Source organism: Methylobacterium sp. EM32, from assembly GCF_040593685.1.
Taxonomy (GTDB): domain Bacteria; phylum Pseudomonadota; class Alphaproteobacteria; order Rhizobiales; family Beijerinckiaceae; genus Methylobacterium.
Genome location: NZ_JBEXZS010000034.1, coordinates 1 through 1,359, shown reverse-complemented (window position 1 = coordinate 1,359; position 1,359 = coordinate 1). Strand labels below are relative to the sequence as shown.

The window sequence follows — 1,359 nt, the reverse complement described above, 5'->3', positions numbered from 1 at the left end:
CACCCCGACGATATTCCAATCCGCAAAAAGATGAAGAGAGCGTCCTGGAGCAAGGATGCCCTCTTCAATCTCTTTACTCATGTGCGATAGCCCTGCCGCCCGCGGGGAGAGGGGAATCCCTCGCCATTTCTTTTCCCCGGACAGCCCTGCCGCCCGCGAGGGAGGGCTCGCGCCTCGCCCTCCCCCGGCGCAACCCTGCCATTCGCCTCGGAACCACCGGTACCTCCGCGCATCCCGCGCTTCTTCCGAATTCTGAAAACCCGAGTGCCGCGGCCGTCCGCCACAAGTCGCCAATAAGACTTCGCGCCGCATCACGACTTGAAAAGTCAAACCTTAACGGATTGCAAGATATCGGCCGACAATGCGGCGCCAGTCGCCACAAATCGGGCGGTCATATTTTCGTCCTGTTTGGTCTCGATTGGCTGTGCCATCAGCAACTGCCAAGGACAGTGGAATGAACAGCGCCCAGCCTGCGCGTCGGTCGAACGCGGCTCGCATCGTGGCTCTCGCGGGGGGCGTGGCCCTCGCCGGATGGGGGAGCCTCGCCGCCTCGTCGACTGCGCAGGCCCAGAGCGGCAAGGCCTCCTGGTACGCCTCCGGCCATCGCACCGCCAGCGGCGAGCGCTTCAACCCCAACGGCCTCACGGCGGCGCATCGCAGCCTGCCCTTCGGCACGCGGGTGCGGGTGACCAACCAGTCCAACGGCCGCTCGGTGGTGGTGCGGATCAACGATCGCGGGCCGTTCGCCCATGGCCGCATCATCGATCTCGCCCGCGGGGCGGGCCAGGCGATCGGCATGAGCGGCGTCGCCCGGGTCGCGGTCGCGGTGGTCGACTGATCCGGGACGCTGTCCGACCCGATGGCGTTGCCGTTGGGCCAAGCCTCCCCACATCAGGCTCATCGTGCGAGCGGAGCGTGATGATGGCAAAGCCCCTGGTTGTCGTGATTCCCCATCAGCTCGGTCGGGCCGAGGCCCGCCGCCGGCTGGAGAACGGGATCGGCCAGGCCAAGGAGATGCTGCAGAAGGCGGGTCTCAGCATGGCCGACGCGACCTGGACCGGCGACCGGCTCTCGTTCCTGGTGGCCGCCATGAATCAGCGCGTCGACGGCGACATCGACGTCGACGAGGATTCCGTGCGGGTCGAGGTACGCATGCCGCTGCTCCTGTCGCTCTTCGCCCACAAGGTGCAGCAGATCGTCAGCCAGAACGGCGCCAAGCTCCTGACCAAGCAGTAGCCGACGCTGGGGAACCGGGGCCCGGCGCCCCGGTTTGGAAACGACAGAGAGAGGAGCGCTCGATGTCGAATCCCGGCCCGATCCCGGACCAGCCCTACGATCCCGTGCCCCCCACCCCAAGCC

General features: G+C 66.8%; 2 protein-coding genes. Both read left to right on the top strand.

The genetic code is table 11. The features are described from left to right. The first annotated feature begins 454 nt into the window (after positions 1-454). Positions 455-838, top strand: a complete 384-nt coding sequence (locus ABZT49_RS05380; RefSeq protein WP_355284024.1) for a septal ring lytic transglycosylase RlpA family protein — start codon at positions 455-457, stop codon at positions 836-838. A gap of 83 nt (positions 839-921) precedes the next feature. Next, entirely contained in the window at positions 922-1,236 is a 315-nt protein-coding gene (locus ABZT49_RS05375; protein ID WP_355284021.1) for a polyhydroxyalkanoic acid system family protein, read from the top strand. Positions 1,237-1,359: the final 123 nt, after the last annotated feature.

Bases quoted from the DNA above. Each gene is read 5' to 3' on its own strand.
- ABZT49_RS05375 (WP_355284021.1), top strand. From the start codon at position 922: ATGGCAAAGCCCCTGGTTGTCGTGATTCCCCATCAGCTCGGTCGGGCC.
- ABZT49_RS05380 (WP_355284024.1), top strand. From the start codon at position 455: ATGAACAGCGCCCAGCCTGCGCGTCGGTCGAACGCGGCTCGCATCGTG.